Annotated in this window: 31 protein-coding genes and 2 pseudogenes; 12 read left to right on the top strand and 21 right to left on the bottom strand. The window is 56.9% G+C overall.

The features are described from left to right. Window positions 1-23: 23 nt before the first annotated feature. Entirely contained in the window at window positions 24-1,541 is a 1,518-nt protein-coding gene (locus ACFQH2_RS02360; protein WP_377056438.1) for a flippase, read from the bottom strand. Between the two features lie 152 nt (window positions 1,542-1,693). On the opposite strand from ACFQH2_RS02360, the pseudogene ACFQH2_RS02355 reads away from it, so the two are divergent. The 9 genes and pseudogenes from ACFQH2_RS02355 to ACFQH2_RS02315 all read left to right on the top strand — a co-directional run bounded on the left by ACFQH2_RS02355 (window position 1,694) and on the right by ACFQH2_RS02315 (window position 5,999). Continuing rightward, window positions 1,694-2,480 (top strand): annotated as a pseudogene (locus ACFQH2_RS02355) (GTP cyclohydrolase IIa). After that, the gene (locus tag ACFQH2_RS02350) at window positions 2,477-3,466 is read left to right on the top strand and encodes a zinc-dependent alcohol dehydrogenase (protein WP_377056434.1); all 990 of its coding nucleotides are present in this window, start codon (window positions 2,477-2,479) and stop codon (window positions 3,464-3,466) included. Before ACFQH2_RS02355 ends, ACFQH2_RS02350 begins: the two are co-directional and overlap by 4 nt. Before the next feature lie 28 nt (window positions 3,467-3,494). Further along, window positions 3,495-4,118 (top strand): hypothetical protein, encoded by a 624-nt coding sequence (locus ACFQH2_RS02345; protein WP_377076414.1) that lies wholly within the window; start codon window positions 3,495-3,497, stop codon window positions 4,116-4,118. After that, window positions 4,115-4,486 (top strand): DUF7475 family protein, encoded by a 372-nt coding sequence (locus ACFQH2_RS02340; protein WP_377056430.1) that lies wholly within the window; start codon window positions 4,115-4,117, stop codon window positions 4,484-4,486. Before ACFQH2_RS02345 ends, ACFQH2_RS02340 begins: the two co-directional genes overlap by 4 nt. Before the next feature lie 44 nt (window positions 4,487-4,530). Next, on the top strand, window positions 4,531-4,818 hold the full coding sequence (locus ACFQH2_RS02335; RefSeq protein ID WP_377076413.1) for a hypothetical protein: 288 nt from the start codon (window positions 4,531-4,533) through the stop codon (window positions 4,816-4,818). Further along, window positions 4,815-5,063 (top strand): hypothetical protein, encoded by a 249-nt coding sequence (locus tag ACFQH2_RS02330; RefSeq protein WP_377076412.1) that lies wholly within the window; start codon window positions 4,815-4,817, stop codon window positions 5,061-5,063. The genes ACFQH2_RS02335 and ACFQH2_RS02330 overlap by 4 nt, the downstream gene beginning before the upstream one ends. A 70-nt stretch (window positions 5,064-5,133) precedes the next feature. After that, window positions 5,134-5,442, top strand: coding sequence for a CDP-alcohol phosphatidyltransferase family protein (locus ACFQH2_RS02325; protein ID WP_377076411.1), 309 nt, complete (start codon window positions 5,134-5,136; stop codon window positions 5,440-5,442). Continuing rightward, the gene (locus tag ACFQH2_RS02320; protein WP_377076410.1) at window positions 5,436-5,579 is read left to right on the top strand and encodes a hypothetical protein; all 144 of its coding nucleotides are present in this window, start codon (window positions 5,436-5,438) and stop codon (window positions 5,577-5,579) included. Before ACFQH2_RS02325 ends, ACFQH2_RS02320 begins: the two co-directional genes overlap by 7 nt. A 42-nt stretch (window positions 5,580-5,621) precedes the next feature. Next, complete coding sequence (locus ACFQH2_RS02315; protein ID WP_377056424.1) at window positions 5,622-5,999, top strand: 6-pyruvoyl trahydropterin synthase family protein; 378 nt, start codon at window positions 5,622-5,624, stop codon at window positions 5,997-5,999. 164 nt (window positions 6,000-6,163) lie between these two features. Here the strand turns inward: ACFQH2_RS02315 and ACFQH2_RS02310 are convergent, their stop codons facing one another. Then, complete coding sequence (locus ACFQH2_RS02310; RefSeq protein ID WP_377077017.1) at window positions 6,164-6,454, bottom strand: hypothetical protein; 291 nt, start codon at window positions 6,452-6,454, stop codon at window positions 6,164-6,166. Here ACFQH2_RS02310 and ACFQH2_RS02305 point away from each other — a divergent pair. Then, complete coding sequence (locus ACFQH2_RS02305) at window positions 6,352-7,131, top strand: glycosyltransferase (RefSeq protein ID WP_377076962.1); 780 nt, start codon at window positions 6,352-6,354, stop codon at window positions 7,129-7,131. The two genes, ACFQH2_RS02310 and ACFQH2_RS02305, sit on opposite strands and share 103 nt — an antisense overlap. Here the strand turns inward: ACFQH2_RS02305 and ACFQH2_RS02300 are convergent. Next, window positions 7,092-7,964: a methyltransferase gene (locus ACFQH2_RS02300; protein ID WP_377056420.1), complete on the bottom strand. Its 873-nt coding sequence runs from the start codon at window positions 7,962-7,964 to the stop codon at window positions 7,092-7,094. The two genes, ACFQH2_RS02305 and ACFQH2_RS02300, sit on opposite strands and share 40 nt — an antisense overlap. A 141-nt stretch (window positions 7,965-8,105) precedes the next feature. Beyond that, a complete protein-coding gene (locus ACFQH2_RS02295; RefSeq protein ID WP_377056418.1) occupies window positions 8,106-8,699 on the bottom strand; it encodes a hypothetical protein in 594 nt (197 codons plus the stop codon). Window positions 8,700-9,514: 815 nt separating this feature from the next. Between ACFQH2_RS02295 and ACFQH2_RS02290 the strand changes: the two genes are divergently transcribed. Next, on the top strand, window positions 9,515-10,084 hold the full coding sequence (locus tag ACFQH2_RS02290) for a hypothetical protein (RefSeq protein ID WP_377056416.1): 570 nt from the start codon (window positions 9,515-9,517) through the stop codon (window positions 10,082-10,084). Between the two features lie 65 nt (window positions 10,085-10,149). On the opposite strand, the gene ACFQH2_RS02285 is transcribed toward ACFQH2_RS02290, so the two are convergent. The 8 genes from ACFQH2_RS02285 to ACFQH2_RS02250 all read right to left on the bottom strand — a co-directional run bounded on the left by ACFQH2_RS02285 (window position 10,150) and on the right by ACFQH2_RS02250 (window position 17,310). Then, window positions 10,150-10,641, bottom strand: a complete 492-nt coding sequence (locus ACFQH2_RS02285; RefSeq protein ID WP_377076409.1) for a hypothetical protein — start codon at window positions 10,639-10,641, stop codon at window positions 10,150-10,152. A 149-nt stretch (window positions 10,642-10,790) separates the two neighbouring features. Continuing rightward, window positions 10,791-11,348: a helix-hairpin-helix domain-containing protein gene (locus ACFQH2_RS02280; protein WP_377076408.1), complete on the bottom strand. Its 558-nt coding sequence runs from the start codon at window positions 11,346-11,348 to the stop codon at window positions 10,791-10,793. A 106-nt stretch (window positions 11,349-11,454) separates the two neighbouring features. Beyond that, a complete protein-coding gene (locus tag ACFQH2_RS02275) occupies window positions 11,455-11,874 on the bottom strand; it encodes a hypothetical protein (protein WP_377076407.1) in 420 nt (139 codons plus the stop codon). A gap of 190 nt (window positions 11,875-12,064) precedes the next feature. Further along, a complete protein-coding gene (locus ACFQH2_RS02270) occupies window positions 12,065-13,015 on the bottom strand; it encodes a hypothetical protein (RefSeq protein WP_377076406.1) in 951 nt (316 codons plus the stop codon). A gap of 13 nt (window positions 13,016-13,028) precedes the next feature. Next, on the bottom strand, window positions 13,029-13,706 hold the full coding sequence (locus tag ACFQH2_RS02265; RefSeq protein ID WP_377076405.1) for a hypothetical protein: 678 nt from the start codon (window positions 13,704-13,706) through the stop codon (window positions 13,029-13,031). A gap of 89 nt (window positions 13,707-13,795) precedes the next feature. Beyond that, complete coding sequence (locus ACFQH2_RS02260) at window positions 13,796-16,498, bottom strand: helicase-related protein (RefSeq protein WP_377076404.1); 2,703 nt, start codon at window positions 16,496-16,498, stop codon at window positions 13,796-13,798. A gap of 91 nt (window positions 16,499-16,589) precedes the next feature. After that, window positions 16,590-17,168: a phospholipase D-like domain-containing protein gene (locus ACFQH2_RS02255; RefSeq protein ID WP_377076403.1), complete on the bottom strand. Its 579-nt coding sequence runs from the start codon at window positions 17,166-17,168 to the stop codon at window positions 16,590-16,592. Next, window positions 17,161-17,310 carry a hypothetical protein gene (locus ACFQH2_RS02250; protein WP_377056404.1) on the bottom strand — a complete coding sequence of 50 codons (150 nt, stop codon included), beginning with the start codon at window positions 17,308-17,310 and terminating at the stop codon, window positions 17,161-17,163. Before ACFQH2_RS02250 ends, ACFQH2_RS02255 begins: the two co-directional genes overlap by 8 nt. A gap of 84 nt (window positions 17,311-17,394) precedes the next feature. Between ACFQH2_RS02250 and ACFQH2_RS02245 the strand changes: the two are divergent. Next, window positions 17,395-18,224 (top strand): annotated as a pseudogene (locus ACFQH2_RS02245) (IS5 family transposase). 21 nt (window positions 18,225-18,245) lie between these two features. Here ACFQH2_RS02245 and ACFQH2_RS02240 read toward each other — a convergent pair. From ACFQH2_RS02240 to ACFQH2_RS02200, 9 genes are all read right to left on the bottom strand, one after another. After that, the gene (locus tag ACFQH2_RS02240) at window positions 18,246-20,549 is read right to left on the bottom strand and encodes an Eco57I restriction-modification methylase domain-containing protein (protein ID WP_377076402.1); all 2,304 of its coding nucleotides are present in this window, start codon (window positions 20,547-20,549) and stop codon (window positions 18,246-18,248) included. An 8-nt stretch (window positions 20,550-20,557) separates the two neighbouring features. Further along, entirely contained in the window at window positions 20,558-22,240 is a 1,683-nt protein-coding gene (locus ACFQH2_RS02235; RefSeq protein WP_377076401.1) for a hypothetical protein, read from the bottom strand. A 152-nt stretch (window positions 22,241-22,392) separates the two neighbouring features. Beyond that, window positions 22,393-23,454, bottom strand: coding sequence for a metallophosphoesterase family protein (locus ACFQH2_RS02230; RefSeq protein WP_377056400.1), 1,062 nt, complete (start codon window positions 23,452-23,454; stop codon window positions 22,393-22,395). A gap of 171 nt (window positions 23,455-23,625) precedes the next feature. Then, on the bottom strand, window positions 23,626-23,958 hold the full coding sequence (locus tag ACFQH2_RS02225; RefSeq protein WP_377076400.1) for a DUF6908 domain-containing protein: 333 nt from the start codon (window positions 23,956-23,958) through the stop codon (window positions 23,626-23,628). After that, window positions 23,955-24,101 carry a hypothetical protein gene (locus tag ACFQH2_RS02220; protein ID WP_377056396.1) on the bottom strand — a complete coding sequence of 49 codons (147 nt, stop codon included), beginning with the start codon at window positions 24,099-24,101 and terminating at the stop codon, window positions 23,955-23,957. Before ACFQH2_RS02220 ends, ACFQH2_RS02225 begins: the two co-directional genes overlap by 4 nt. A 16-nt stretch (window positions 24,102-24,117) precedes the next feature. Then, on the bottom strand, window positions 24,118-24,501 hold the full coding sequence (locus ACFQH2_RS02215; RefSeq protein ID WP_377056394.1) for a DUF6166 domain-containing protein: 384 nt from the start codon (window positions 24,499-24,501) through the stop codon (window positions 24,118-24,120). Beyond that, window positions 24,498-24,884 carry an SWIM zinc finger family protein gene (locus ACFQH2_RS02210; protein ID WP_377056392.1) on the bottom strand — a complete coding sequence of 129 codons (387 nt, stop codon included), beginning with the start codon at window positions 24,882-24,884 and terminating at the stop codon, window positions 24,498-24,500. Before ACFQH2_RS02210 ends, ACFQH2_RS02215 begins: the two co-directional genes overlap by 4 nt. Then, window positions 24,884-25,378 carry a hypothetical protein gene (locus tag ACFQH2_RS02205; RefSeq protein WP_377056390.1) on the bottom strand — a complete coding sequence of 165 codons (495 nt, stop codon included), beginning with the start codon at window positions 25,376-25,378 and terminating at the stop codon, window positions 24,884-24,886. Before ACFQH2_RS02205 ends, ACFQH2_RS02210 begins: the two co-directional genes overlap by 1 nt. After that, window positions 25,375-25,617 (bottom strand): hypothetical protein, encoded by a 243-nt coding sequence (locus ACFQH2_RS02200; protein WP_377056388.1) that lies wholly within the window; start codon window positions 25,615-25,617, stop codon window positions 25,375-25,377. Before ACFQH2_RS02200 ends, ACFQH2_RS02205 begins: the two co-directional genes overlap by 4 nt. Between the last annotated feature and the right edge of the window lie 33 nt (window positions 25,618-25,650).

The raw sequence follows: 25,650 nt of genomic DNA, 5'->3' as shown, positions 1-25,650 counted from the left end.
GCGTCTGCACCAGGAAACTCCCGTCAGGCGTTCTCGTCCGCTGGCCCAGCGACCAGCGCGTAAGTCCGCCGGTCGACCGTTTCGATCCCGAGCAGTGAGAGTGCACCGCCGTACAGCGCAATACCGACCAGAAGCCCCGCGGCGATAGCGGGGATCGGTGGAAGCGCCGCTCGGACGGCCAGCATCCCGAGCGCCGCGACCGCACCCGCAAGGAGCGGCTTGAGAAAGGACAGAGAGTACGGATGGAGCCCCTCGAAGTACCACACTTCGGCCACCTTCGTCAGGTTCAGTACGGCGAGCACGCTCGCGGACGCCGCCGCCGCACCGGCGAAGCCGAACTGCTGGATGAGCACGACGTTGAGAGCCACGTTTGCGACACCGAACGTCCACTCGTTCACCATCACGACGTACTGGTGATCGGTCATCATCAGCAGGTAGCCGCTGGGCCCGGTCGCACAGTTGAACAGTTGGCTGACGACGAACAGCGTCAGCACGAGGCCTCCCGCGGTGAACTCCGGGCCGAACAGCCCGAGAATCTCGACGCGAAAGACGATGGCGGTGACGCCGAGCAACAGGCTAGCGGTGAAGATCCAGCGAGTGATCGCACCGTAGACGGCCGCCAGATCCTTGCGGTCGTCGTTGGCGTGTAGCCGCGCCGCGACCGGGGGAAACAGCTGATTGAACGCGAGCAGCGGGACGTACAGCAGGCCGGAGACCAGCACCGAGACGTTGTAGATGCCGACGGCCGTCGACGAGAGGAAGAAGCCGACCATCAACACGTCGATGCGACTCTGCATGACCGTGCCTGCTTCCTTGGCGGTCAGGGGCAGGGAGTAGTTGTAGTACTCTCTGACCGTCTTGCGGTTCGCGTGCGGACCTCCCAGGGTCGGCCAGACGTCGAGTCGACTGACGAAGAGATAGCCGGCGACTGCGAGCGTCAGCAGGCTTGCGACGACCATCGCCGCGACGACGCCGTAGACGGACGCCCCGGCGGCCAGTGCCGAGGCTACGGCGAGCACGCGGAGCAGCGGCTTGAGCAGGCGTTTGCTGAGCACCTCGTACTCGACCAACTCGACTGCCCGGAACGTCGCGTAGACCAGGTTTGCAAGCGTATCAAGAAACAGGATGCCGGCGAACAGCCGCAGCACGGCGACGAACTGCGGATCGGCCAGCGTGACCGCGGCGACCGTCGGCGCGAAGACGAACAGCGCAGTCGAGACGACGAGCGCACCCGCAAACGACGTTGCCCACGCGATGCCGAGCAGGAACCGGCGTTTCGCGGGGGCTCCCTCGTACTGTGGGAGATACTTGAGGATCGACGTATCGGAGCCGAGGTTCGTCAACAGCAGAGCAGTGAACGCGAGCGTCTTGCCGTACGCGAACAGGCCGTAGAGGCCGGCACCGAGCCAGCGGGAGACGAGCAGGTGAACGAGGAACTCTCCAGCATCGGAGACGATTTTGCCGACGGTGTATATCGAGGCTCCCCTGGCAACCGAGACCAGCGATCGAAGCCGGGACTCGTCACCACCGTCACCACTCATTGGGGAGGCCTTTGACCGAGCATACATCCGTCTTGTCGTTCGATCACAAATTTCCGTTTGTACGGCCAGAATAGCGGCCCTCAGGACCTCTACCGCGAAGATTACTTTGCCGCAAAACTACCGGTTATTAGAGGCCGAACCTACGTGCACCTGTGACTAGAGTACGAGAGGCAATCCAGATCTCACTTTTCCAACTGGATAACTACGGGCCGTGGACGGTGACGCCGTCGCCACGTCGGGAGACGGACCTGCAGGCGTTGCAGGCACGGCTGTACGCCGATCTTGCTGATTTCGTTGGGAAGTTCGATGGCTACGCCTTCTTCGACCGGTTCGACAACATGATCGCCGTCACGAACGGGATGACCGAGGGGGATCACGAACGGTTTCAGGAGCAGGTGGGAAACCAGTATCCGGTGACTGTCAGCGTCGGAATCGGCGTCGGGGGACGCCGACCGAGGCGCTCGGCGCCGCCTCGCAAGCCCTGCAGGAGGAAGGGAGCGCACAGGACGCGGACCGGACCGAACGGCTGGCGACGGAAGGCGGGACGAATAGCTCTCAGGGGAGTTAACCGTCGCACACTTCGATGTCGTCGACGTGACGGGCGAGTTCACGGATCAGAAAGCCGCGGGCGAGACCTCGCTTGCGATCCAGCGCGCCACCGTCTCCCTCGCGTCGTACCTCCGCGAGGAACACGGCGGGATCGCCCGATTCGTCGGAGGAGACAACATCATCGCGCTCTGTCCGTCGCTCGATTCCGATGCCTTCGAGAGCGCACGGGAGCACGTCCAGTCGACGACCGGCATCGATCTTCAGGTCGGGATCGGTGAGGGAGAGACCGCCCACGAGGCGGGCTACCGCGCGAAACTGGCGCTCGAAGAGTGTCGGGAGACGGGGACCCGGCTCCGTCGGTTCGGTCCCCGAGCGACTATCGATCAATGAGCGAAGCAGCCCTGTACTTCACCGACGAGCAGACCGTGGAGACGCGACCCATCGAAATCGATGGCCCGGACGAGGACGAACTGCTGATCCAGACGCGGTTCTCGGCGGTCAGTGCGGGGAGCGAACTGCTCGTCTACCGGGACGAAACGCCCCGCGAGACGGCAGTCGATGAGAGTATCGAGAGCCTCGACGGGGATTTTTCCTATCCGGTCCAGTACGGCTACGCCGCGGTCGGCGAGGTGATTGACGCCGGGCGCGACGTCGACGACGACTGGATCGGGAAACACGTGTTCTCGTTCAATCCTCACCAGACACAGTTTACGACACGTCCCGACGTCGTTATCGAGATACCACCAGACATCTCGACGGAGCACGCCACGCTGTTGCCCACCGTGGAGACCGCAACCAATCTCACCCTGGACAGTGCCCCACGCCTCGGGGAGCGAGTCGTGGTGTTCGGTGCCGGAGCCGTCGGGCTCTGTACGACGCGACTGCTGGCCGAGTTCCCGCTCGCCGAACTCGTCGTGGTCGATCCGATCGAGAACCGGCGAGCGCTGGCAGCGGAGTTCGGGGCCGACATGGTATGTCCACCGGAAGCGATCCCGGACCGCGTTAGCGGGGCGGACCTCGTCGTCGAGCTATCGGGTCAGCCGGACGTCCTCGACGACGCCATCGAGACGGTCGGGTACGACGGGCGGATCGTCGTCGGGTCGTGGTACGGCACCAAGCGGGCCCCGATCGACCTCGGCGGACGGTTCCACCGCAACCGGATCGAACTCGTCTCCAGCCAGGTGAGCACTATCGATCCGGAACTCCGCGGGCGATGGGACACCGAGCGACGATTCGATACCGCACTGAACTGGCTCGAACGGATGAATACGGAGGTCCTCATCAGTCACCGTATCCCGTTCGAGGACGCCGAGGCCGCCTACGAACTGCTCGACGATCGAGCCGAATCGGCGCTGCAGGTGGTATTTACCTACTGAGATGGCTTCGAAGACGACGGCACGGAACGTGCTGATGAGATCGGTGCTGGCGCTACTCGGTAGCGTCCTGGCCTGGCGACTGTTCAAATCGGTTTCCGTCTGGCAGGTCCGCCGCCACGGGGCCCGGCTATCAAACCAGTTCCCCGACTCGCTCGTGCCGAGGCCGCTCCGGGTGCTGCCGCCACCCGAAAGCGAGTACGTCGGCGTCTGGGACCGTTCGCCCGAGTCGGCACGCGAACTACTGGTCGAGGAGTACGGGTTCGAACAGACCTTCCGGGCGTATCTCCACGCCTACGAGCGCGCCGGGAGAACTCGGTACGAGGTGGCAGCTGTTCGTACAAACCGGAGGGCGCCACTGGCGACTACCAACTACACGTCAGGCTGTTTCCCACGTCTGACGGTCGGACCGACGTCTGGTGTCACTGGGAGCGCAATCCCGACGTCGCCCCGCTCGCCCACATCAGACAGGAAGGCTACGATCCGGCCGAGGGAAAACGACGGCTCCGGAAGCTACTCGACGACGTGTCGATCGAGTAAGATGTCGGGACGATCCGACCTGCCGTTGGAATCGGCGCGATGGCCCGCCGAGCGCGGACGAATCAGTGCCCCTATGCAAAGGGATTTGTCGTATCAGCCAAACACTTTGTTATGAGTACCACGGACCGCACCTTCGCGCTCGACTCGCTGACCCCGCTACACTGGATCGCCATCGGGATGGCAATCGTGAGTGCACTCGTTCACCTCGTGCTCGGGGTAGAGTTCTTTCCCCATTACATGGGCGTCCTCTTCTTGCTCGCGACGGGCGGGTTCGTCGGAGCGGTCGTGCTGGTGCTGGTCGATTACCGGCGAAGTCTGCTCTATATCGTCGGGATCCCGTATACGCTGGTTCAGATCATCGCCTGGTATCAGGTCAATCAGCCCGGTAGTCTGGCGGACCTCGGGTCAGCAGACATCGTCGATAAGGTTGCACAGGTCGTTCTGATCGTCGCACTCGTGATTCTCTATCAGCGTGAGTCGTGAGTCAGGAGCCGATCACCCGTCGAACGCGACTCCGCGGGCAACTGGTGGTAGGGTTCCGAAACCGCATCACGAAGCCGCTGGCACGGCGGATTCCCGTCTCGATACTGCGTCGTGCCCACCGACTTCGGCGACGCGTCAGACCGGATGGCTACACCGACGCGAACCCGTTCGCAGTCGTCGACGTCGAATCGGTGCCCGTACTGATCCATCGTCGGCACCGGCGGTGCCAGGAGGTCCGTGATCGAGTGCGAGAGCAGGCACGGGACGCCGTCGACGAGGTACACCGCGAGCATCCGGACCTCGGCGACATCGACCGGAGAGATCCGACGTGAGGGCTGATCTCCGGGAGGGCGTAGACAGGCGTCGGCACCACTGGTCGGTCACCGGAGTCGTCACCGCCGTGCTCGTGCTGGCCGGACTTGGTAGCCTCCATCTCCTCTGGGAGGCGGGCCCGACCGGATCGTATGTCGTCGGGGTAGTCGGAGGGCAGTCGTCGTGCTGGCGACGACGCGGCGGGCGTTTCGGCTTGCCCGGCGCGAAGTCGGGCCGGAACCGATCACGCTCGCGACGTGGGTGACGGTCGGGCGGGGTGGCGCACTGGTCATGCTTGCGGGGTTTCTGCTGCCCCATCGCCGGACGGCAGGGCGGTGTGGCTACCTGGCCTCCTGTTCGCAGTCGCCGCCGCGGTGGATGCCCTCGACGGGGCAATCGCCCGACGACTCGACTGTGAATCCAAACGTGGGGAGCGCCTCGACGTCGAAATCGACGCGCTCACGGTCCTCGTCGGGTCGGTACTCGCGGTTCGGTACGACGTGGTACCGGTAGTGTTCGCGGTGGTCGGCATCGCTCGCTACGCGTTCGTCGGGGGATTCACTATCGACAACAGCGCGGACGCGAGGTATACGACCTCGATCAGAGCAATCTCCGACGCGGGCTTGGCGGTGCTGCAATGCTGACCATCTGGCTGGCGTTGCTACCGACGCCCGGAGGGTCCATCTCCAGACTGCTTGCATGGCTCGTACTGGCACCGTTCCTGTTCAACTTCACGCGGGACTGGCTGGTCGTCTCGGGGCGACTTCCGGGATCGGACTGACCATCGGGGCCGGGTTTAAGCCTTCGCGGTCAAAGTGAGGGTATGTACGCCGTTTCGGTCTCGCACTCGTTCGTCGCACAGCACTGGCTGACAGTCCCCGATCCAGGCCCCGAGGGCACGCTACACTCCCATCATTTCACCGTCGAGGTCAGTTTCGAGGGACCGGAACTCGGCAAGTACGGTTATCTCGTCGACATCGATGCAGTCATCGACAGCCTGGAGGCGACGGTCGCGGAGTTCCGCGACGAGACGCTCAACGACCTGCCAGCGTTCGAGGGACAGAACCCCAGCGCGGAGCGTTTCGCACGGATCTTCGGAGACCGACTACTCGAACGACTGCAGCCAGAGACAGCAACGCGACTCACGGTGGCACTGCAGGAGGACGACGTCGCGACCGTCACCCACGAACGGACGCTCTGAGTGGCGGGAGCCAGCACGCAGTCCGCACCGATGCACGTCGGTCTCGTCATCTACGGCGACCTGGACGCGACCTCCGGTGGGTTCCGCTACGACCGCCAACTCGTCTCGTATCTCCGGGAACAGGGCGACACCGTCGACGTGATATCGCTCCCCTGGCGCTCCTATCACCGGGGGTCCTCGACGGTATTGCCCCGTCGATCCGCTCGAAACTGGACCGCCCCGTCGACGTCCTCGTTCAGGACGGTCTCTGTCACCCCTCGCTGTGGCGGCAGAACCGCCATCTCTCGGAACCGGGATCGACCGTCGCGCTCGTCCACCATCTTCAGTCCGACGACCCCACTGGGCAGTTCGCATCGCTGTACCGACCGTTCGAGCGGCGGTTTCTCGGTTCGGTCGATGCGGCGATCAGCACGAGCGCGTTCATCCGGACTCACGCCAGCGAGCTGCCCCGTCACTCGCCGGTAAGCCGAGTCTCGTCGCTCGCCCGGGCGGCCGGACGGACGGGCGCGCGCTCTCGCCGACGCAGGTCACCGACCGGGCAAAAGCGGAGCCACTTCGCATCGTCTACGTCGGAAACGTCGTGCCGCGGAAGGATCCGGAGACGCTGGTAGCGGCGGTGGCACGGGGACGACCGGAGAGAGACTGGGAGCTAACCGTCGTCGGAAGCCACGAGTCGACCCCCGACTACGCCGACTCCGTCGTGAGGGCGGCCGAGCAACGAGGGGTCGAGGATTGCGTCGAGTTCACCGGCGAAGTCGATACGGACGCACTCGAAGGCGTTCTCGAACGGAGTCACGTCTGTTGTGTCCCCTCGCGCTACGAGGCGTTCGGGATGGTGTATCTGGAGGCGATGGAGTACGGCGTGGTCCCGATTGCCAGCAGTGTCGGCGGAGCGAGCGAGTTCGTCGAGCACGAGCACAACGGCTTCGTCGTCGATCCGGGCCACGACGCGGGAATCGCCGCGATTCTCACCGCCCTCGACGACGACCGCGAGCGGCAGCACGCCTCGGCGAAGGCGCTCTCCTCACGGCGGAACAGCATCCAACGTGGGACGAGACGATGGCCGAGATACGGGCGTTCCTCCAGTCGCTCTCAGACGGTCAGTAGCACGTCGAGTTGGTGGGCAACGTAGACGAGGTCGCCGCGTGCGATCTGCTCGTGTCGGCGGTCAGTCCAGCGCTCCAGACGGTCGCCGTCGACGGCCGAATCGTCTGCGAGCGCCGACGCCACCGTGTCGACGATATGATGTAAGAAGTAGCCTTCATCGGCCGTGTAGTCGCCGTCCTCGGGGGCGACGACCCAGTCCGACGCGCCCGCCGCGAGCAGTCGGTGATCCGTCGTCACCCGGGAGAGCAGATGTCGGCCAGCGTGTGGGTCGCCCGGGTTCTCCCGTCGGCGCATGTCCTCGTGGTAGCGCTCGACGACGTGCTCGTCGAACGCCGGAAAGACCGGCGGCTGAAACGTCGTCCCGCCGTCGAACGTGATCGGGAAGTAACAGTGACAGCCATCGGGAAGCCGCTCGAACAGTTCGTCTATCTCCGCCGACTCCAGCAGATCGAGGAAGGCGGCGCCGATGACCAGATCGGGCGTCGCGGTGGCGAGATACGTCCTGGCGTCGGTCACGGCCGTCTCGACTGTGACCTCTTGCTCACCGCGGGCCAGCGTGATCGCATCGTCCTCGGTGACAGTGTATTCCTCCGCCGACGCCCAGGAGGGGATGCGCTCGCGTGCGGCGTCGATCGAGTCGGCATCGACGTCGACCAGCGTGTAGGTCACCCGGTCCGGCAGAAGATTCCAGTCAAGCAATCGCTGGAGCATCGTTCCGATCCCGGCCCCGATCTCCACGATTTCGGTCGACCCGGCGAGTACGGGTTCGAGTTCGTCGAGGACGTGCCGGTCGAGCGAGCGATCGTCGACTGTCCGTTTCGCGCCCAGATACCGCTCCTGTGAGTACGTTCGTGTCATAAGTGTCGTGAGACGGACCGACCGAAACTGGTGAGTCCCGGGAACCTGCGGGCGTTCCAGGGCGGTGGTCGGGTCATCGTATGCGTGTACGCTCGACCGAACCGATATACCGCTTTCGCCTTCGGCGAGCGCCTCGAGCACTTACTCCAGTCGTTCGAGGAAGTTCCCGACGACGAAGATGTTGGCGCCGCTGCAGAAGGCGAACCCGCCGGCAGTGAGCATTTTTACGCTGAGAAAGAACCGGTCGTGATACGGGTAGACGCCGGAGGCCGCGAGGCTATCGATCGTTTCGATGCCACCGTGGCCGATTGCCGCGAGGGCGAGCGTCGCAGAGACGCCGAGCAGTCCAGTAATGAATGCGACGCCGGAGAAGATGTCCTCGAACCCCACGAGCGACCACGCCTGACTCTCGGAGATATCGTCGAGTGAGGAGCGGTACGCCGAGATCACCCCAAGTCCACCCGCTGCGACGACGAGACAGGCCACGCTGAACAACAGGAGTGCCGAGAAAGCAACCTCAGAGAGCAGTGGGCCCGACCCGAAGTAGACAGTCGTCACCGACTCCGGGAGAGACATCATCAGCGGCAGCGTCGCCGACGCGGCGAACAGCAGATAGCCACAGCCACGGATCTTCTGTGCGATCGACCAGTGCGCAAAGAGGCCGTGTTTCGCGCGGATGAGTTCGTACTCCGCGCCCTCCAGCAGCAGGTCAGTATATTTGTCTGGATTCACCATACTGTAACGGGGGAACAGTATTGATGGTGTTATAAGTTACGGGGCCGTACTCGCCTGTTCAATGTCCAGTAACGAATCGTACACCAGCAGAAATATGTTCGACGCAATCGGGGAGGAAAATATACTATATATGAACGGATACCAATACGATATATTGAGAACGATGCAATTACCGTCATTTGGCACCCCGAAACCGGTCTCTGAACGATTCGAGGGGGATCTAGACAGTGTCAGACCTGCTCACTGGGTTCTGCGCTCTCACACTCTCGGGCCGGGAGTGTGACTTTCGCGTCTCGCGCAAGACCGCTGGATCGACAGATTGCTTCGGGGGGACTCAGGGGTGGACGGCGACGTCGTCGAAAAGTCGGGGCGGGATCTGAACCGGATTGCGAGTTGGGGGGACTCGCGTGATTCGGATTTCGGATACAGCCTTCGCTACGTAGCTACGGTCATCACAGAAAGCCTAGGCCGGGATTTGAACCCGGGCTCTCGTCCTTACCAAGGTCCTGGCCGATACCGGACCAAATCGGACGCTTCAAGGCTACTATTGCTGGTTCTCGACCGTTTCCGGTCCTTCTCATCCCGAAATCACTACACGAGCCTATAAATAAGCGATGATACATTCTCGGGAGCCACAGGAGCACGTTCCGGAAGACAATCTACAGAACCACCCCTGGCCACTGGGATTGATGGCACCGGACCGCTCTCTTGATCATTTCTTAGGGCGGTGCGAAAATCCGAATTGTGTCAACGGGAACTGTTCGTCCTACTTCTAACACACGTACTTATAATGAATGGCTGAAATTTGAGCAATAATGGGAGGAACAGCACCATCCCGCGATGTGAATTTATCAGTCCCAACACGGACTGTTCTCATTCCTATCTTGATAGCATTGTTCAGCTTTATCGCTTTCATCATTAGCTCGGTCACGAACACAGACATCTCATCCCTTCTCACAATAGCCGGGGCGATTATGAACGGTATCGGGGCTATGCTCTTAGTGACCCCGAATATGCCGAAAGGTTTCCCTCGTGATTATCTACAGCGCCTTGTGCCAGAAGCTCAACAAATAGATAGTGCGCGAGAATGGTTTGATGGAGGGTCAGTTACCCGCGATAGCGCTGTCTTGGAGGGTTTTCGATACTGTCATGAATTAGCTTACGGAGAGATCGATGGTGAATTAGAAAGAGTGTCCTCCACGAGTACAGGATACCAGATTGAGATCAAAAACAATGGGAAGGTCGGGACCCCGAATACTCGAAGTGGAGCTGTTAAAAAGCTGGTAATGGCCCGACTGTTTGATGATGGTCTCCATAGGGCATATACCTACAGTGGAGTCGTCTGGATCGCGTTGGGGGTCTTTGTCTCAATTCTATCTATTTAGTGATTTCCGGGTCGTGCGAAAATTTGAGTTCCATAGTACAACGCGTTGAGAAAGATAACACGCCACTACTCACCAACAATAGATTGGCTGTCCGGGATCGGATTCAACGATGAAACCGGTACTTCGTGATTGTAGTGGTCAAAGTTCGACTTCTTCCGATCCGCATCAAGTACCATCTCTTTCGTTGCCGTCCCTACGAGATTTACCGTGACATCTTCTAACGGAGCTTCCAACGCACCCTCCAAGTGGGCGAGAACATAATACTCCGAATCAACACGCCACTCCTTCACCGGTAAGGCATACGGCTCTTTTCGACTGGTTTTCACGTCAACCGTCCGCTCAATGCCATCGATAGAAACCTCGAAATCAACGCCTCCATCTGACCATGGTACAAGTTCCGTATCGATTTCCAGATCAGCGTAAATAGCGAACGCCATCTCACCCAAGAGTCCAATTGCATGCCGGTCTTCCGGGTCTACACCCCACGTTCTGACACTGTTGTCCCAGTCCTCTCGTTCCTCAAATGACTGGTTCCGCTCACTGGCCTTCCGATACACCGTTCTGACCAGCCGAGGCGGTATTTCTACAGACGTAGACATTCAGGAGTTCCGCTACCCACTCACCCGCTAAATATCTACTGTGACCCGGTTTTCTGTATGTACATATACACAAGCCCCTATGTACGTACACGAAATTGTTATGCGACCTATTGGGTCAGTTCTTCAGCTTTTGATTCACCAATCCGTGGAACCTCCATGAGTTGGTTCATCTCAGCATTAAATACCTCCTCAACTGAATCATAGCCCGCCTCTCGAAGATTCTCGGCAACCGTATCGCCGATTCCTGGAAGCTCAGTCAGCTCCTGTGGAGTATTCCGTTCTTCGATGAGGTCGGGCAAGTCCACTTTTTCCCCATACAGCTCAATAATCAGATCACGGAACGTATTTCTGATTTCTTTCCGCCGGGCTTCTTCAAACGTGGTTGGCTCTCTTTCACCTTCGTCGACTGTTTCGTACTCTTGTTCGATAGAAATGTCAAATGAACTCCTCGGTTCTTGTTTGAACTCGATGGCAATCTCGACTTGTTCAGCGACATCTGTATTCACAAACCTCAGTATCCCGGATTTGAAGTAATAGCCGTTACTGATACATTGCTGTACAAAGTCATTTCCTCGGAGACCTTCACCCGTTAGTACCGCGTCTGTAATCCCACGGAGTTCCTCGTCAAGTCGCTCCTCGACATCATCATCGGTTTCCTCGAACATCTCGTCAGGTGCATCTCCTTGGCGCAAACCCAGTTTTATCGCTTGATCAAAACGCCAGTTACCTGGGTTTTCACTGAGAATATCATCGAAGAAGTCAACACGATCCTCAATTCAGAAGCCGCTCTAAGACTATTTCTCCCTTTTCCAGAGGATCATCCCCGTTTTCCATTCGATACCGGTTCCAACCATCGAAGAAATCCTGAACAGCTCCAAGTTCATCGTATTTTCTGTAGTCCTGAGTCACCTTCACGACATCTTCTTCGCCGGTTTCTTCCACAGAAATAGAGGTCTTCTTGTCTTGAGAATCCATAAGATTCCGCCGAGCCTGTCGCCAGTAGACATATTCGAGGTCGACTTCAAATCCACCGTCCGTTTGAGAAACATCTGATATTTTTATGTTCTTATTGTCATTAAATACATTCTCGTTAGAGCTGGCACGGCTTAATTCGTGTTCTAAGTCCTCCAACCCGTCTTCTGTTTTGAAGGTGAATGCCGTTGCTTTTTCTTCTTGCTCCTGTTCGAGCAATCCTTTTTCAAATGCTCCGCCTCATCGTATCCGAATAGGATTCTCCGAGTGATATTTGCAATATCTTCAGTGGTATTAGCGTGAACGAGGAAATTCTTGTTAGATCGGAGGAAATCCTGTGTCTGATCTCGACCGAACTTTTCTTCGACAAACACTCGGAAATCTGTGTCTGAGGGATATTCTTCCATAGTCATAGCGACTCACCTCTCATTCCGTCAACGTAGGTATCATAATTTACCTGTGTTAGTCTTTCAAAACGGAACTCCGGGGCGTCTTCTGGAAGGACATTTTGACGGAAACTCTCGATTAGACTACCAATCTGGAAATCTTCTGTCTGATCTCGCGTATCCAAATATACCCAGATTTCATCGGCGTCAGTCATCTGATATTCGAGTAGAGCCTTGAACATGAAATCAAGAGACTCACGCTGGATGTCGTCAAAATAGAACACGAGGTTCACGTCCTTTGAGTCGGAGTCTGGACCCTCACCCACTACTTTTTGGCCTTTTGCGAATACATAATCAGAAATCATATATTCAAGAGCGACCAGTTCTCCTCTCTCTGAGACAGTATCCGGTAACGATGGGTAGTAGAAATCAAGAGATTCATACTGACCATCAAACTCCGTTTCTTTCAATCCAGAGAACTGATTGTGAAGACTGGCTAATCGGTGTAAGTCACGGTTCCCAAGGACAAGAACCTGGAAGGGCTTCCTTCGCTTGTTCTTAATAGTTAGATCATTCACATACCCATCGAACATAGAATCGTCATACTCGCCATCATGGACCCATACACCTAAGATAGCGAGATCGACGTTCCTGTCTTCCCCGTTATTCAGGTATTCATCAAATTCGTCTGATTCCGGAATACATTCGAGTGTTTCGAGAGCTTGGGTAGCACCATCCTGAACTGAGGTATCATTCGTATTATCCCACGATTTTGCCTTTGACTCAATGACAACACCTCGCTCTCTCGTCCGGTACGGGTCGTCGTATGCCATATATCCATCAACGCCGTGATCAGTATCACGCTCATGATGTGCCGAAAGCTCACAAGGGATGTCTACATCCGAGTCTCCTTGCTGGTTCCAACCCAATGCTTCCAAGAGAGCAATCAGTCGATCATTCGCAATATCTCCCATTCGGTTCTGTCTTTCAGGCACTTGGCATCACCTCCGTTTCATTGATTGCGGTTTTAATCGTCGTTAGTAACTGATCATCCTTCTCAGAATTAGTGTACAGTCGTATTGAACCGCTCCGGAAGAAGCCCACTGTAATCCGCTCAGTGCCATTATCAAATTCCGCACCGAGGTAAGAAACGTTATTTCCATATTCAGAGAGGAGCTCTTTGGCTTTGTTTCCCTCAAACATTTTCAGATGGTAGCTACCGGTCACGTCACTACTGGGCGAGAAATTGTTTATCTTCATAGATTTAATACTTAGTTCGTTATCTTGTACAATGAGACCTTCATACAGAGCTGATAGATCAAGAGGGTATTCTGTTAGCCCAATATCCCAATTGGAGGCCTCACCCAATCGTGTCTTGATCTTGGAAACATCGTCTTGATTGGAAAACACTTCCAGAAAATCATTCGCCAAATCTATCCGAAATGGTATGAGCTCTGTTCGATCAATTTGTTTCTTGACTACTGTCTTGCTTTCTTCATCAAACTCTTGAATATTCGTAGGTGTAGTGATGACTAAATGCCCTGAAAGTAGACTTTCCTCAACAGATTCGAGCGAAAACCCATACGAACGGTCGCGGGTATATTCCATATCTTTCAAACCAGATATTAGGCTTTCATACTCCTCCTCAGAGACGTCCGCACGCACCAAATTAACCGTGAGAGGTGACGATTCAATCATGTATCACAACGTGTTTCCTTGGTAGACAATTAAATTCGGGGGAATTGCTGTCCAGACTATGAAGTGTCAAACGTAACTTGTGACACCAGTCCAGGTCGGTCTTCCTGATCATCCTGATCTTCCTCAGGAGCCACAATCATCCAACAGACCAACTTCACCTCGTCTTCCTCAATCGGTGGGAGTGGATCAGGAGCCTCGAATGGCTGTAGCCCCAATTCCTCTACCTTGTCGACCAGCTCCCGTGACTTTTCGATAGGGCCGAGAGACTCGTCCTCGTAGATTTCTCGAAGCTCACGTTCGTACTTGCGACCCCACGGAGCCTCTACAGCCTCCACAGTCTCTTGAAGCTCGTCCTGGGTCATATCATCCGGCCAGTGGTCACGAAGATGCTGGCCGACCTCACGGAACAGTCGGCGAATGTCAGGCTGAACATTCAACGGGTCTGTCTGTTCTTGCCATTGGCGATAGATGTCCTCCTGTGCCGTCTCCCACGCACCGTAGATTTGCTCTCGCATTCCATCTGGGAGAGCCCGTTCAGTATCACGAGAGCATTCGATACGCTTCAAACAGGTCAGAGTGTCCTGAACCAGTTCGTCGTCCCCATCCATCTCGTGTGGGACGAACCGCATGAACACCTCGTCACCGACCCGAGCACAGAAAAAATAGCCCGGGTCTTCGCCACGGAACCCAGACCCAGCGGCCCACGGAAGCGACGTAATCTGGTCCTCACGGTCCTCCAATCCCTCACGGAGTTCCTGGCGATATTCCTCGCCGGAATAGGCCGCCGCCTCAGCTCCGCCTTGTTCGTAGAAGTCTGATTCCTCTCGCTGAATCGAATCTATTTCTTCGACCTTCTCAGCGAAGTTCTGGTTGAGGGTCTCCATATCTGGGATAACACCCCCACTCACCCCAATCGAGCGTGCCGCCTGGGTGAGTTTCTCTCGAACCCGGTGTTCGAGCTCAAGAAGATCATCCAGTCGATCCTCGGGGAAGAACGAGAATGGGTAGATTTCCGAGTGCGGGGAATTAACGCGGTCGATACGCCCGTTCCGCTGAACCACGCGCATCGGGTTCCACGGGAGGTCGTAGTTGATGACGTTTCGCGCCTCTTGGAGGTTGACCCCCTGACCCAGGACATCCGTCGCAATCAGAATATCAAACTCGTCAGTGGCGTCCGGTGGGGCATCGCCTGAGTTCGGTGCGAACCCGTGGACGGCTTCCTCGCGTGTGACACCGTACTTCGAGCCGTCGCCGGACACAGCGGCGATGCGACCCTCATAACACGACAAGTCTTCGTCCTCGCTGACGATGGACTCCAAGTACTCGTAAATCCAATCGACGGTGTCCTCGTAGTAGGAGAACAACAGCACCTTACGGTTCTGACGGAAGGCCGACTCGATGTCCTCGTCAGAGATTTGTCGAGCCTCAGCGTCCTCTCTTGCCGTCTCAACGATGTCTTCAAGCGTATCGCGGAGGGCGTGAAGCTTCTCGTCATCGTCTCGGCTGACCGCCTGTGCTCCATCACGCCACCGCTCCAGCATCTCGATGTCGTGTTCCAGGTCAGCCCGAAGCTCGGCGGGATCAGCATCCGCCGCCGCCAGCGAGATATTCCCGTCGCTTGCCTCGTCGAAGACTTCCTCCATCCCTTCGTCACTATCCGTTTCAACCCACTCGTCAATCGCATTTGTCTCAGGGAAATAGCCCTCCTCTATGAGTTGGAGTGCAATCCGGTATTGCGAGATCATCCCGTCGAGGGTGTTCTTGAAAGCGTAGCTCGACGACTCGAACCGCTTGAGGAGGCCCGTCCGCAACAGCCCGACCAGTGAGAGTTCCGAAGCGTCTTCCTCACCTTCAAGGTAGTACGATGGACGGTATCGAGCCAGCGTGAGCTCGGCTTCGTCACGGTCGCCAGCCGCCAGCCCTTCCGCGACATCGTGGAAATATTCGTCGCCGAACGTCTCTGTGAAAGTGTAATCGACACGCTGAGGCTTCGGGTCAGGGAAGTTAATCCGAACTTCTCCACCGTCACCATCGGGCATCGTCGCGTTCTCATAGTGGTTCTTGATGAACCGTCGGGTCCGACGCACGGTCGTCTGGTCAAGGACGTCGAACAGCATATCGGGACTGAGGTCCGACGGGTCCTCCGCCTGAGCCTCCTTGAACTGGTCTCGAAGCGACCGGATACCTTCGTTGGCAAAGGCCGCATCGTTCCTGATGAAGTAATTCAGGAGGTAGTACAGGTCCCAGAGCGAGTTGTTGACCGGCGTGGCCGTGAGCATAACCACGTCCTTAGGGGGATCACCCCGGAGGAGCGTCCGGAGTGCGTGGGATTGCTGGGTTCCGGGATTGCGGAACGCATGGGCCTCGTCGATGACAACCAACTGGTACTCGTCGACAGGAAGACTGAGGTTGTTGGCGTCGCCGCCGAGTTGGCTGTCGTTCCGGAGTTCAGCGTAGGATACCGTCTCGAATTGTACGCCCCACTCAGCCGGCTTCTGTTCCCACATTCCATCACGGAGGTACGCTGGTGCAACGACGAGAGCACGCTGTCGGTTCTCCTGGACGTACTGTTCGAGGAGCTTACCACCGATGTACGTCTTCCCGAGCCCGACCTCGTCAGCAATGATGACGCCGTTGTGTTTGTCGAGGAACCGGTTAGCCCGCCTGACACTGTCTTGCTGGAAGTTGGTCAGGTTGATGGCACCTCCGTCGTCCTCTCGCTCCTCCTCCAGTTCATCCCCGTACCGTTCGTAGAGCACCCGGAGGTAGATGAGGTGAGGATCGTAGGGCTCGAATCGTTCCTCGTAGAGACTGGCGAGGTCGAACGGTTCGCTTTCTTCCCAGAGGTCTTCAGAACCAATCGTTGACGCGCCCGGTTACGTGGGGATCGTAGGTACCGAGGTTTAGCTCCAGATTCGAGTTCAGTCCCGCGCCGGTGAAATTCGATGATCCAGCAATCGCCCCCTGACTGTCCGAGAACAAATATGCCTTCCCGTGGACAAAGCTATCCTCGTGGCGGCGCACCTCCACACGGTCGCTCCGGAGGAAATCCACGAGTTCCTGAAGCCCTTGATCAACATCACGCGAGAAGCCAAGCAAGTCCCGGTCGCGTTCGAGATTCTGATCCAGCGTCTGGAGTGCCTCCTCGATGCGCTTGCGTTCGTACGCTTCCCCTCGTGGTTCCTCTGGTTGTCGCCAGCGTTCCTTGCCCTCTTGGTCGGGCTGGGCACCGATTAGAAGGCGAACTTGGTCAACGTGTTCCAGTCCTTCAGCGACCGAAAAGTACCCTCTCGGGTTGAAGTAGCCGGTGACAATGTCGAGATCGGGGTCGTTTGCCAGCCGCTCATCCAGATCCGAGAGATAGGCGTTGATAGCGGTGGCAAGCGTGTTGCCGTCCCGGTTGTCGACGACCTGTGGCCGTTCAGTCATCGTTTCTGGTGCCAGCCGCTTGTTCCGCCTCGCGGTTGGTGTGGTCGAGGTCCAGTCGGTCCGCCCAGCTTGCGTAGTAGTCGAGAACGTGCTCTAACCGTTCTTCGTAGTCCCATCCGTTATGGAAGGTCTCGAAGATCACCTCAACGGGCTGCGTTGAATCACTAGATAGCGGCGGAACGAGTCAGTAAATCAAAGGAGTTGAAGCGGGAGGATGCGAGTGTCTATGACGCAAATCTCCCGCTTCACTGGGGAAGTTGTGCCGATTGCTCAAAACGTTACTGGCGATGGAAGCGAATCCGCCGCCCCGGAAGGTGGCGGCGGATTCGCCGACTATGCTCTTGTTTCCCTACATTGTCTACGGATTTACCTCGATGCGTCCTACCGGATGACGATTGACCTGCTCAAGGAAATGCCACAAATAACCGGGGAGATCGGCCTCAGCGCGGCCGATCTCCCTCTCCATCCACGTTGTGTAAAGCGTTCGACCGAATCAGTATGAGCGTCTGCCGAGTGCTGCTGCGCCAGTCGGCGCAGCTGCACGATCCCTCGAAACACGGAGCTATTGACGCAACATTCTACGAACGATCAGCTGCGAGCCGCCACTACTGCCAGCGAATCAGCTACCGCGTCCAGAAACTCAAAGTCACGAAACTCGTCGATACAGAGTCTCAAGCCGTCCTTGACGTACACTGCTCGACGAACCGGGAAGGAAGCGACGCAGACCTTGCCGAGCAGATCGCCCGCCGGAATGCGGGCGATCTGCGGTCTCTTGCCGCCGATAAAGGTTATGACAAGCAGTCACTCCGTGAAGCACTACGTGATCTCGACATCAGACCACTGATCAAGCATCGTATCTTCGCGCCGTACGACCACGCACACAACGCCAGAATCGACGAAAACCGCTACAATCAGCGCTCTATGACCGAAACCGTGAACTCGGCTGTGAAGCGCTCGCTCGGCTTCGCCGTGCGAGCGCGGTCTTGGTTCCGTGAGTTCCGCGAGATTGCCTTGATGTGTGTTGTCTATAACATAAAGCGCTTCGTCAAACAATGAATTCCAACGCCTTACAGCGATTCAACACGGCCCCTCAACGTGCTCGCGGGTCAAGCCGTAGAGGTGAGCAACAACCGCATCCAGTTCGTAGATTTTCTCCTGTTTCGTTTCCTCGTCAAGTGGGCCGTATTCGACGCCAACCGCTTCCGCCCAATCACTATAACGGTCATCGACAGCGGCCAAACGGCCGGAAAGCTCGATAACACGTTGACGGAGAGGATCCGTATCATTAGGGCGCGGAATAGGGAATGAGTTGAAAATTCCGAAGCTCATTGTCAACTCAACAAACCGCCTCGCATACCAATCAAGTGGGATTGATGAGAGGACTCCCAGTAGGTAAGCTTCGTCCCGCTCATCACCTCGTGGCCAGATGAGTGTCGGCGCTTTGTGCGTCAGAAACAGCTTAGGTGGGACGAGCGAGGCAATCATCGTCCGCGTGTCTGTACTCCGTGCTACATCGCGGAAAGCTATTCTTGGTCCAAAGCAAGGGAGGGTGTCCTCATTATATACCCAATCCTCAGACATGTCTGAGTAAGGAGACCGACTTCCGGCATAGTGATACGAGCTCTCTCTCTTTTCTTGAGCATATGTGATGGTCACATCGGGATCGACCCATGCATAGTAAGTCCCTGTTTCAGGATTCCATATCTCAAAGGATTCCCCCTTGTAAACCGGCCAGTAGTTGTCCGGAGGATCCTTGACAAAGTGCATAACTTGCGTTCCATCGTCCATCTCTTTGTCTGTCGTCGCGTTGAACTCTTGGAGGGGAACTGTACGCCACTCGCCCTCCTCATCCAAGTCCAACCGAGGGTGTGATTCCAATTGATTGAACACATCAACCGCTACAGGCCTGGCCGGTAGTAATGGAATTGTTGCTGAACCAGCCCAACCTTTTGCTTTTTCCACGGGGAATGTCGGTGGATCAGAACTAACACCTTCTTCAAAACTTTGTGCGTCAGGATATGGGCCACGGAGTGGGATACGTTTGTTCTCCCCACTTTTGTCCTTGGCAAACGAGAATAGGGCAATCGTATATCGGTGCTCTACGCCCTCGAATACCCATCCCGATTTGTTTTTCACAAAGGTTAGGTCTCTGACTATTCCGTCATCCAGTACCTCCTTTCTGAACTGTTCCATCCCCGGTCCCACAAATCCGCTACGCGGGAGCACAACCCCGACGGAGCCTTGATCCGAAATCAAGCTCCAAAATCGCCAAGAGAATGCTTTGTAGAGATCAGGATGAGACTTTCCAATACCTGGATACGGCCCATTTGTGAGAATTTTTCCGCGCTGTTCCTCCTCACGTTTCAGTCGCTCAAACTCGGCCGCCAGGTCTGGGCGATCCTCCTCAAGCTCGTCCATAATATCTTCGCGTTCGCGTTGTGAGACGCCACGAAGACCAGGATGGTACCTCCCCCAGAACTCATGCCGCTCTATTTGTGTCTTCTCCCAAGGGGGATTCCCTACGATTACATCAAACCCGGATTTGTCGCCATCAAACACCTCGGGGAACGAAGCTGGGAAATGGAGGGGATCAATCGTCTCCAATACGTTTTGTGCTTTCTCGTAGCATTCTTCTTCCGTTATATCGATACCCGTATCTGAAATAGGGTCTGTATCAATATCATCATCAATCCTCGAAGCGGAAAGCACATCAAAACGTGCTCGAACTTCCTCTAATTTTTCTTCAATCTCCGCTCGCGTTTCTCGTGCCTCCTGAACTTGTTCAGCACTGGCATCAGCAAAGTTTCCCAGACGTGAGATGTCGTCTCGAATTTCACCCATCACACTCTGTCCACCAGCAAACATACCCAGGGACGACTGTTCTACATCGAGGATGTCAGTCACCTCACCAAGCGTCCCAATACCCGCAAGTGAATCGCCCGTTACGAGATTATAATCAAGGAACGTGAGCGGAAGACCTGGGACAAACGTGTGAACCCAGATGGATAGGCGGGCCAATTCAGTGGCGAGTGGGTTCATATCTACTCCGTAGACACAACGTCGAGCAACCTGACGACGGAGGAGTTGTCCCTGTTCAATATTTGGTGTGTATTCTTCATTCTCAAATGCATCCTCAGCGGCATCTCTGAGATTATCCAGCTCCTCCTCAACGGGCGTGAGTTGGTTTTCAGTGAGATATGCACGGAGCCGTGTTTCAATCCGGTCTACCGCCCCGACAAGAAAGTGACCAGACCCCATGGCGATGTCCGAAACACGGATGTCGAAGAAAGCCTCGGCGGCGGCATTCTCGCCTTCCTCCTCCCGAAGTCTATCGATACGATTGATATGATCGTCAAGCGCGGGCTCAAGCGAATGTTCCAATAGGTGCTCTACGAATCGCGTCTTGGTGTAGTAAGTACCAGTGGCCTTTCGCTCACCGGACTGGCCGTGGAGGTAGACTTCCCCTCCTCAACCACAATGTCCTCGTCATCATCCCCGAGTGTTTGCTGGCCACCACTCTCGACGGGTTCATAGTGCCCATCTTTGTCTGTAGTCAGCGGTTGTTCAGCCACGGAGAGTTCTGATTCGAGTAGCCCTTCATATATAACTCCGAACTCGCGGACGCCGATGTTTCGGAAGTCGACCGGGCCTTGATACCCGTCTTCGGTCTCGTCGACGAGCAACCGGAACAGTACTGGTCCGAACTCGGCGTTGTTCAGCCGGATGTCCGAAAGCCGCGCACCCGCTTCGGAAACGTCCGCATCTTCGGACAGAATCCGCCCCTCGTAGGCGGGGAGTCCCATTTCTTCGTGACCGTGGTGGATAGCACGCGAGAGCCGCATCACGTCGTCCCAGTGGTCGTAGAAAGAGTCGTCAAACTCACCGCCCTCCTGGACGAGTTCGTGAAGATCGTGGGCCTTCTGTTTCAGCGAGTGCTTATCGTAGCGACCGTTCCGCCGGCGCGGGAGGAACTCCTCGTCCTCGGCGTAGGCGATGAACAGGAGGCGGTAGAGGAGAAAGAGCGCCATCTCGTAGGTCTGGTCGAGTTCTTCCTTCGTCGGGTCGTCGATGTCCCGTGCCTCCGCGATAGCTTCCGCGAGGTCGGGAATGACGTCGTCGTAGATGCGGTTCCGGAGACGCCCACCGAGGTCGGCGGCGTACTCCTTCGAGTCCTCCATAATCTGATGAAGGGCACCGTCGTCGCGGAGGGCATTTGCCGAGAACAACAGCCAGAGGTACGCCGCCTTCTCGTCGGCCAGGAGGTTCGTGTTCACCTCGACGTACGTGTCGGTGCGACCGCGTGAGCCGAAGCCAGCTTCTGGGTTCGTCGTGTACAGCCGAAGCGTGTCGCCGCTACTCCCGATGACGTAGTCCAGATTTCGCTTATCGGCTTCGTTGAGCGCGTACGCTACCGGCGACTTGTTGACAAAGCGATCCTGTTTGCGGTCGAACGACTCGTCCTCCTGGAGGAACATAGCCACGGCCCGTTCGTGGCCGTCACTGGTGTCCTTGAGGACGTAGCTCTGGTCAGTAAGCCGGTCTATCTCGTAATTCAGTCCCTTCACCAATTCTCGCGGGTCGTCCGTGAGGGCCTGTTGAGCGCGTTCAGTAGCTTCCTCCCAATCATCGCGGTCCGGTACCCCAACCCTGAGTTCGTGCGTCGATAGGAGGCCCTGGTTCCGTAGGCCCGCAAGCTCCTCGTCAAGCTGTGGGAGTGTATTCAGAAGGAACGACTGAGCGACGTGTCGATCTGGCTTTTTCAGAGCGGCGTCACAGACGCGCTCGGCTTGGCCGCGGTCGACGTCACGAAACACGGGCGGGTCTTCGCCGCTTGGCCCACACAGGCCGACCTTGTCATCGTAGAGCGCGACCACGAGAATCGGGTTGACCCGACCGCCTCGCCGGTCGGTGTAGGTTCGCTGGAGGAAATCCTTATTTGGGCGTTCGCCGTGATCGACGACGACAATCTCTAACGCGCTGGATCCTTCTCCTTGATAAAACTCAAATTCGGCGTCCGTCCTGTCGTACGTCCACGGACGGCCGCTACGAGATTGGAGGAAACCTAAAGGCATACTTACACCGGTTGTGGGGATAGCTGATATATCTTGGTGGTAAAAGTCAATCCCGGCGAGCGGATTGGCTGGTTTGACGGGCGGATTTACTCGGCGCAAACATCCACTTTTGATGGCATCCGGGTCAGTTAGAGTATAGTCTCCCGGTCGGTTTAGGAGCCGAGTTTGATCCGGTCAATCGAGAGATCGTGCTCAGAGACCGTCACCAGCCAGACTGATGGGCGATTGTCCTTCTTGTACTGGCTAATCCTCGCGGTTGGACCTGTGACAATAACGGGAATATCGTGTCCAGGGATGCGACCCCGTGTGCCGACGTGCATATGTCCGGTCACGATGAGATCGATATTGGCTGATACCGAGGCAAGAAGATCAGATACGTTGGCCCCGTCATCGTAAATGAGCGAGCCTTGTTCATCGACGAGGGGGTACGGCTTTTCGTGGAGAACGAGGATATTCTGGTCAGTGGATGCTAATACGAAAGAGTCCAGATCGACATCTGGCAAGTTTCCAGCGGTGTAGTCAATCCCGAATAGATTGGTAGTCGGATTATCCAGCGTAATTGGGTCGGTGCCCAGTCGAAGCCGCATTTCGGCCCCGTCCGCGAACATCTGGAGGCTTTCGATACCGTACTCCGTGTCATGGTTTCCTCGGATATAGTAGAGCGGAATGTTGTCTTTCAACGGGTCGACGAGGTCTTCTGTAACGGTTACACAGTCGGAGTCTGTTGCTTTGTGGTCGAAGACGTCTCCCGCATGGAGAATGGCATCGACTGAGTGCTCTCGCGCAATATCGAGAGCTTGATTGAAGCCTTTGCGAGCATCGACGGAACGCGCCCAAGTCGGCTTCTCTGATCGATCCCGGTGTCGGTACCCAATATGCGTGTCACCGACGACGAGCAATCGTGTCGGGGTCGAAATGCTATCAAGACGTTCGATGGTGAATTTGTCATTGCTGTGGATGCGTACTTCAGGCCCAGACACGTCATCATATCGCTGGACACGTCCTCCAGTGATTTTGTAATCACCGCCAGGGTGCCAGTCGCCTGAGATACTATGTTTCTCCCAGATGACGACTTTTAGATCGTTTTGTTCCGTATCTGTAGCGTAGAGTTCTACCTCGCGCGGAGGTGCTGGATCGGTATCTATTCGATAAATACGGACCTCCAACGACCCCGGTACCGGCTGGTTATGATGAAGATCGTTACAGGTCGTCACTATTCATAGGTTCGAGGAGGCAATGTTAACGGCGTTGATGAGTGCCGCTCTATCCCTGTATTCTGGTGTACGTATTGTCACCGCTGTGTTGACGCACCTACAGGGTTGCTTGATAGGTTCGACAGTGATACAGGAATGAGCTATTCGCTACTCATCCGCTGTGTCGCGGCATCAATGAAACCCTGATTTCTGAAGATTCTTGTTCCAAGTAGAAAGGAACTCATCCAGGTCCAGACCGGATTCATCGTGGTCGTGGGCCAGCGGGTGTTGCGTGAACCGAACCGGCCGCCAGTCGCCGCTGTCGACGACGAACACTACTTCGGGGTCAGACATCAAATCGCCCCGAGATATGTAATATTGACCGACACTAACCCTATCCTCCCCGATCTTCTCGATAGTCAGGTTCTCGTAGCCATCGACCTCGACAGTGTAGTTCTCGTTGACTCCCATTTCGGCAACCGAGTCAACACCCAATTGTTGAAGGATGTCTTTTGCGGCGTTCATGACTTGTCCTCCTCGATAGCCGCCACGATGCGTCCGATGTTCTCCTCGGTGACCTCAATAGCCGTCTCGATGTATGTCTCGTTACCAGTTGCCCGTCCAGCGAACCGAAACACAGGGTACCACTTCTTGATCCACCAAATCATAAGTCGAGCAAACAGTCTAAGCACTGTTGACCGCCTCCCGTCGCCATGCATCGAGGTCTGTGAAATTGAGTGTCCAGCCGTTCTCAGGGAGTTCCGACACGATTTCTCGCTTGAACGACTGATAGTGATCAACAGCGAACTCCTCGTCGTAGGCGTGAGCGAGTAAGGCAATGGAAAGTTGTGCGGGGCCACTTCCTCCGTATCCCCACTCGAACCCCGACGGACTCGCGCTGAGTAGGTCGTAGCGCGTATCCAGAGGTTCACCGTCGACTCTGACTGTACACTCCTGGCCAACCGGTGCTGTTGAATCCCGGAGACCCTGGTAGACTGTTGAGGCCCGTTGAGGGGCATCTTGTCGGCTCAACCCCTGGGTTTCGGGTCGAACATCCTCTTGGCTCATCGCCCCGAAACCTCCTCTAACCGATTTAGTGCATCCCGAAGCTCGCAAGCGGTGTTCGTGAGCTCTTGTGCCTGGGCTTCGAGATCGGCGGCATTCGATTCGAGATTGTCCGCCGTCTCGATGAGTTCTGTCTCAAGCGTCTCGACGTCGACCTGACCGACTTCTATCCGCACGCGTCGGATGTGCTTGCACTCGGACACGGACTCACGGTACTCGAAGTCCGGGCACGTACACGCGGGTTCCCGGAGATCGACAGTATACTCAGAGCCACTCTGAGTTGTGACAGAGAACAGCGATTGTGCCTCCTCGATGACAGTCATGTGTTCCGTGGCGGCCCTGAGAGTCCGTGGGCCGATGTCTGGCTGGACTGATTCCGAGGACATTAGGCGTCACCCACGTTCTCTCGCACCGGAATCCAGTAGGGCTCGTCTGAGTCGAATTTGACGACACGCTCCAGGTGTGCCCTGTCGTCGGTGAGATCGATAGCTTGCTTTGCCGCCGCCAACGTCAGGGTGCCCGTTCGGAACGTGTAGCCTTTTTCGAGTACGCTGGGGTCAGTCGCAAGTCGCACGTCGACGACCGGCCCGAACCGTCGCTTGTTCACGCATCCGGCGCGAGAACTCCACGGCCCTTTGAGCGTGATCTGTTCGCCGTCGACAGTCGTCACCTCAAACGACCGACCGGAGAAGCCGCCATCATTGCCGTCACCGCTCCAGGCGAAGTATTCGACGTACCCGTTGTCGATGGCTGTCCAAAGCCCGTCTTCGTGTTCGAACCGAAGCTCGGACCGGTCTGGAGTTTCGTCGACGAGAACCTCCAGTCGAGGGTCATTCCCGACATCTTCACGCCAGTCGACCTGGGCGTCGAGAATGTTCATCGCCGATCACCGTCGCACTCAACGGGAAGGTCGCGCTCGTTCAGAACCTCGGTTCCACAGCGGAGACACTTGAAGTATCGCTCCAGATATTCCGTCTGGCCTTCGTGCCGGCGGTGGGGGTCAGGGTGCTTTCCAGGCACCCACTCGCGGCGGTCAATCACGAGGTGAGCGTCGACGTGTTTCGCGTCAGGATGGTTTGGTGCCGATGCGTTTATTTCGTAGCTGTCGCTATCTGACATTGGGATTCTCGTCTCCACGGGATACCCACAGAA

The organism is Natronoarchaeum sp. GCM10025703 (assembly GCF_042661985.1).
Lineage (GTDB): Archaea > Halobacteriota > Halobacteria > Halobacteriales > Natronoarchaeaceae > Natranaeroarchaeum.
The sequence above is the reverse complement of the archived record's forward strand: the minus strand, read 5'-3'. Positions and strand labels throughout refer to the sequence as shown.

Excerpts from the sequence above, each read along its gene's own strand:
- ACFQH2_RS02360 (WP_377056438.1), bottom strand. The coding sequence starts at position 1,541 with ATGAGTGGTGACGGTGGTGACGAGTCCCGGCTTCGATCGCTGGTCTCG.
- ACFQH2_RS02350 (WP_377056434.1), top strand. The coding sequence starts at position 2,477 with ATGAGCGAAGCAGCCCTGTACTTCACCGACGAGCAGACCGTGGAGACG.
- ACFQH2_RS02340 (WP_377056430.1), top strand. The coding sequence starts at position 4,115 with ATGAGTACCACGGACCGCACCTTCGCGCTCGACTCGCTGACCCCGCTA.
- ACFQH2_RS02320 (WP_377076410.1), top strand. The coding sequence starts at position 5,436 with ATGCTGACCATCTGGCTGGCGTTGCTACCGACGCCCGGAGGGTCCATC.
- ACFQH2_RS02315 (WP_377056424.1), top strand. The coding sequence starts at position 5,622 with ATGTACGCCGTTTCGGTCTCGCACTCGTTCGTCGCACAGCACTGGCTG.
- ACFQH2_RS02300 (WP_377056420.1), bottom strand. The coding sequence starts at position 7,964 with ATGACACGAACGTACTCACAGGAGCGGTATCTGGGCGCGAAACGGACA.
- ACFQH2_RS02295 (WP_377056418.1), bottom strand. The coding sequence starts at position 8,699 with ATGGTGAATCCAGACAAATATACTGACCTGCTGCTGGAGGGCGCGGAG.
- ACFQH2_RS02290 (WP_377056416.1), top strand. The coding sequence starts at position 9,515 with ATGGGAGGAACAGCACCATCCCGCGATGTGAATTTATCAGTCCCAACA.
- ACFQH2_RS02280 (WP_377076408.1), bottom strand. The coding sequence starts at position 11,348 with ATGTTCGAGGAAACCGATGATGATGTCGAGGAGCGACTTGACGAGGAA.
- ACFQH2_RS02270 (WP_377076406.1), bottom strand. The coding sequence starts at position 13,015 with ATGGGAGATATTGCGAATGATCGACTGATTGCTCTCTTGGAAGCATTG.
- ACFQH2_RS02255 (WP_377076403.1), bottom strand. The coding sequence starts at position 17,168 with ATGACTGAACGGCCACAGGTCGTCGACAACCGGGACGGCAACACGCTT.
- ACFQH2_RS02235 (WP_377076401.1), bottom strand. The coding sequence starts at position 22,240 with ATGCCTTTAGGTTTCCTCCAATCTCGTAGCGGCCGTCCGTGGACGTAC.
- ACFQH2_RS02225 (WP_377076400.1), bottom strand. The coding sequence starts at position 23,958 with ATGAACGCCGCAAAAGACATCCTTCAACAATTGGGTGTTGACTCGGTT.
- ACFQH2_RS02220 (WP_377056396.1), bottom strand. The coding sequence starts at position 24,101 with ATGATTTGGTGGATCAAGAAGTGGTACCCTGTGTTTCGGTTCGCTGGA.
- ACFQH2_RS02215 (WP_377056394.1), bottom strand. The coding sequence starts at position 24,501 with ATGAGCCAAGAGGATGTTCGACCCGAAACCCAGGGGTTGAGCCGACAA.
- ACFQH2_RS02210 (WP_377056392.1), bottom strand. The coding sequence starts at position 24,884 with ATGTCCTCGGAATCAGTCCAGCCAGACATCGGCCCACGGACTCTCAGG.
- ACFQH2_RS02205 (WP_377056390.1), bottom strand. The coding sequence starts at position 25,378 with ATGAACATTCTCGACGCCCAGGTCGACTGGCGTGAAGATGTCGGGAAT.
- ACFQH2_RS02200 (WP_377056388.1), bottom strand. The coding sequence starts at position 25,617 with ATGTCAGATAGCGACAGCTACGAAATAAACGCATCGGCACCAAACCAT.